This is a genomic window from Sphingomonas sp. (assembly GCF_031372575.1).
Classification (GTDB): Bacteria; Pseudomonadota; Alphaproteobacteria; order Sphingomonadales; family Sphingomonadaceae; genus Sphingomicrobium.
The window spans coordinates 1-4,687 of record NZ_JANMLM010000019.1; the positions used below are offsets into that span (position 1 = coordinate 1).

The 4,687-nt window shown below is 63.7% G+C and carries 4 protein-coding genes; all 4 read left to right on the plus strand.

The window, feature by feature from the left end; all coding sequences use genetic code 11:
- A partial coding sequence (locus RMN73_RS01695; protein ID WP_309601587.1) for a hypothetical protein occupies positions 1-211 on the plus strand: 211 nt, incomplete at its 5' end.
- A gap of 51 nt (positions 212-262) precedes the next feature.
- A complete protein-coding gene (locus RMN73_RS01700; RefSeq protein WP_309601588.1) occupies positions 263-2,305 on the plus strand; it encodes a S9 family peptidase in 2,043 nt (680 codons plus the stop codon).
- Between the two features lie 49 nt (positions 2,306-2,354).
- Positions 2,355-4,040, plus strand: coding sequence for a M28 family metallopeptidase (locus RMN73_RS01705; RefSeq protein ID WP_309601589.1), 1,686 nt, complete (start codon positions 2,355-2,357; stop codon positions 4,038-4,040).
- A gap of 14 nt (positions 4,041-4,054) precedes the next feature.
- Complete coding sequence (locus RMN73_RS01710) at positions 4,055-4,681, plus strand: glutathione S-transferase family protein (protein WP_309601590.1); 627 nt, start codon at positions 4,055-4,057, stop codon at positions 4,679-4,681.
- The last annotated feature ends 6 nt before the right edge of the window (positions 4,682-4,687 follow it).

Below are 4,687 nucleotides of genomic sequence, written 5' to 3' on the forward strand. Positions count from 1 at the left end.
GCAGGAGAAGATCAAGCAACCGCTGGCCGAGGAATTGCTATTCGGCAAACTGGTCGACGGCGGCGAGGTCAAGGTCCGCATCAAGGACAACCAGCCGTCGTTCGAAATTGTCTCTGCGCCGCCCAAGGCGTCCAAGGTGCGAGGTGCCGCAAAAGCATCGTCCGAGGCACTGAAGACGAAGGGCAAGAGCAAGGCAAAGTCGGCCGACTAGCCAATCGCCGACGCATCTGCTTCCTTCCCGCGGCAAACGGGGAGAGACGGTATGAAGGCATGGCGAGTCGCGCTTGGCGTGGTGTTGGTGAGCTCGGCTGGGGCTGGCGTTGCGGCACCGGCGAACGGGCCGAGTTCGGCGTTCACCGGCAGCGACTTGTTCAACCTGGCGATGGCGAGCGATCCCAGGATCAGCCCTGACGGGCGGCAGGTCGCCTATGTCCGCAAGTCGAACGACGTGATGACCGACAAGGCGCGATCGTCAATCTGGCTCGTCGATGTCGCAACTGGCCAGCAGCGCCCGGTGGCGGCTGGCAGCGGCGACAGTTTCGGCCCTGCCTGGTCGCCCGACGGCAAGCGCCTGGCGTATGGATCGACCGCGGAAGGCGGCCCGCCGCAATTGTTCGTGCGCTGGATGGACGGCGGGCAAAGCGTGCGGATCACCAGCCTGCCCGACAGTCCGCAGGCGATTGAATGGTCGCCCGACGGCAGCCGCATCGCCTATCTGATGAGCGTCCCCGATGATGGCCCCAAGCTAGGCTCCGCGCCGCCCAAGCCCGAAGGCGCGGTTTGGGGCAAGCCGCTCGAGATCATCGACAAGGTCACCTATCGCGCGGACGGCGCCGGTTATCTCAAGGCGGGGTTCGACCACATCTTCATGGTCGATGCATTGGGCGGATCGCCGCGCCAGCTGACCTTCGGTGCCTATCATGACGGCGCGCCGCATTGGGAGCGCGGCGGACAGTCGATCCTGTTCAGCGCAGTGCGCAAGCCCGACTGGGAATTGATTGCCAATGACAGCGAAATCTATCGCGTCAGCCTGTCGGGCGGGGAACCGCAGGCGCTGACCAGCCGCAAGGGCCCAGATGGCGATCCGCGCCCCTCCCCCGACGGCCGGAGCATCGCTTTCGTCGGCTATGACGATCATCTCAAAGGCTATGAGCAGTCCGACCTGTACGTGATGGACTCAGGCGGCGGCAGTGTGCGCAAGGTCGCGCCGTCGCTCGACCGATCGATCGACGCCTTGGCGTGGAGCGCCAACGGACGGTCGATCGTCGCCTCCTATGAGGAAGGCGGGAAGACGACCGTGGCGCGGATCGGGCTCGATGGGCGGGTGACGCCGATCACGCACGATGTCGGCGGCAGCGGGCTCGACCGGCCCTATGCCGGCGGTTCGTTCAGTGTCGCAAACAACGGCACCATCGCCTTCACCAGCGACAGCGTTAGCCGCCCGGCCGAGCTGATGGTGAGCAGTGGCGGCAAGGCGCGCCAGTTGACCCGGCTCAACGACCTTAGCCTGTCGGGCAAGGCACTTGGGCCGGTGCGCGAGATTGCGGTCAGCGCACCGGATGGCGGCCGCGTACCGGCCTGGATCGTACTCCCGCCAACCCATGTCGATGGCAAGCCCGATCCGATGATCCTCGAGATTCATGGCGGGCCTTACGCCGCTTACGGCCCGCACTTCTCGGCCGATTATCAATTGTACGCCGCTGCCGGTTATGCGGTGCTCTATACCAACCCGCGCGGGTCGACCGGTTATGGCCAGAAGTTCGCCGACGGGATTGAGAAAACCTATCCCGGCAGCAATTACGATGACCTGATGGCCGCGGTCGATGCAGCGATCGCTGGCGGACTGGCCGACCCCGACAATCTGTTCGTTACCGGCGGATCAGGCGGCGGGATATTGACCGCGTGGATCATCGGCAAGACGACCCGGTTCAAGGCGGCCGCATCGCAGAAGCCGGTAATCAACTGGACCAGCATGGCGCTGACCAGCGACGGCCCGGCGTTCTTCGGCCCCTATTGGATGGGCGCAATGCCGTGGGAGAATTATCAAAGCTATTGGGCGCGCTCACCATTGAGCCTGATGGCGAAGGTCAAGACGCCGACCCTGGTGGTTGTCGGAAGCGAGGATTATCGCACCCCGGTAAGCGAGTCCGAGCAGCTTTATACCGCGCTCAAACTGGTCAACGTGCCGACCATGCTGGTCAAGATACCCGACGCCAGCCATGGCGGGATTGCGGCGCGACCGTCACAGTTGGCGGCCAAGGCCTCGGCCATCATCGCGTGGTTCGATAAGTATCGGAAACGCTAGCGGAAGCGGCCCGAAGCGTTAGGGTGGCTGAGACTCACAGGAGATTGGTATGACGCGTATTCCGCTGCTCGGCCTCGCCAGCATTTTGTCCCTAACGATCACTGGCTGTGCCGCCACGACGCCCGCCGTCGACGCGCCCGCTGCGGCGCCGTTCGCGTTCGACGGGGCGCGACTGTCGGATCATATCCGAATTCTCGGATCGGACGAATTCGAAGGCCGCGCGCCCAATACCCCGGGCGAGACGAAGACCGTCGCTTATTTGTCCGACCAGTTCGCCAAGGCCGGGCTCCAGCCGGGCGGGGCGATCGTCGATGGGCAGCGGACGTGGACCCAGCCGGTGCCATTGCTCAAGTCCGAATTTGCAGTGACGCCGGTGATCGGCGTGACGCTTGGCGGAAAACCCGTTGTGCTCACTCAGGGCGAGGACATCGCGGTCCGCGCGCCGACCAACGGCGACCAGGGAATCAACCTGACCGGCGTTCCGGTCGTGTTCGTCGGCTACGGCGTCAAGGCGCCCGAACGCGGGTGGGACGATTACAAGGGCGTCGATGTGCGCGGCAAAGTGATCGTAATGCTGGTCAACGATCCTGATTTTGAAGGCGGCGAAGGTCAGTTCGGCGGTAAGGCGATGACCTATTATGGCCGCTGGACCTACAAATATGAGGAAGGCGCGCGGCAGGGCGCGGCCGGCGTGCTGGTAGTTCACGAAACTGCCCCCGCTTCCTACGGCTGGGCGACAGTCAAGAACAGCAACACCAACACCATGTTCGACATCGTCCGCAAGGATCCCAAGGCCGAACATCCCCCGCTGGAGGGCTGGATCCAGCGCGACCTGGCGGTCAGGATGGTGGCCGATTCCGGGCTCGATTTCGCGAGCTTGAAAGCGGCGGCACGGAAGAAGGATTTCCGCCCGGTCGAGCTGAAAGCGCGGCTCGACGTCCACGGCGATGCGCGGACCGAAGTGATCACCTCGCAGAATGTCGTCGGGATCCTTCCCGGCGGCACCCATCCCGATGAAACGGTCATCTATTCGGCGCATTGGGACCACCTCGGCATTGGCCTGCCCGACGCCAACGGCGACAAGATCTACAATGGCGCAATCGACAATGGCACCGGCCTCGCGCACCTGATCGAGCAGGCGCGATCCTTTGCCGTCGGACCCCGGCCAGAGCGGTCAATGGTATTCATGGCGGTCACGGCCGAGGAAAAGGGCCTGTTGGGCAGCGAATATTATGCCGCCAACCCGCTCTATCCGGCGGGCAAGACGGTCGGCATGCTCAATACCGACGTGATGAGCGTGGTCGGCGCGGCGCGTGATTATTCGATCCGCGGGTCGGCCAAGCTCGGGCTGCTCGACGATTTAATCGAGGAAGCGACCAAGCTCGGGCGGACCTACACCCCCGATGCGCATCCCGAGACCGGCGGTTTCTACCGTTCGGATCATTTCACCTTCGCCAAGGCGGGAATCCCGGCGATCAGCCTGACCCCGGGGCAGAATCTGTTCAACGGCGGGGTCGCGCGCTCCGAGGAATTCAGCAAAACCTATACTTCGAAATATTACCACCAGCCCGACGATGAATGGTCGCCCGACTGGGATTATTCGGGGATGATCGCCGATGCGACCTTGCTCCATGCGCTCGGGCTGCGGCTCGCGAACAGCCGCGAATGGCCCAATTGGAGCCAGGACAGCGAATTCCGCGCTGCCCGGGACCGCACCGCCGCCGACCGGCGCTAACCGGAGGAGCCGCCATGGCCGACATCATATTTTACACCAACCCGATGTCGCGCGGGCAGATTGTCCGCTGGATGCTGGAGGAGGTCGGCCAGCCGTACGACAGCGAGATCGTCGATTATGCAGTGATGCATGACGCGGCGTATCACGCGATCAATCCGATGATGAAGGTTCCGGCGATCGTCCATCACGGCAGGACCGTGACCGAATGCGCGGGGATCATCGCTTACCTCGCCGACGTATTTCCGGAGGCTGGGCTGGGACCGCGCGAGGAAGAGAAAGCCGACTATTACCGTTGGCTGTTGTTCGCCGCCGGGCCGATCGAGCAAGCGGTGACCAACAAGGCCAACGGCTTCGACCCGAGCGAGGAGAAAGGCCGCATGTTCGGCTATGGCAATTACGACCTCGCGGTGAGCACGCTTGCCGACCATCTGGCAGGGCGCGCGTTCGTGTGCGGCGATCGGTTTACGGCGGCGGACGTCTATGTCGGCAGCCAAGTGCTGTGGGGAACGCAATTCGGCACTCTTCCGTCGCTTCAGCCGTTCCTTGATTATGGCGAGCGGCTGTCCGTTCGCGAGGCATACCAGCGCGGCAAGGGGATCGACATGCAATTGATCGCCGAGATGCAGCCCGCCGCCAGTTAGGGAGAA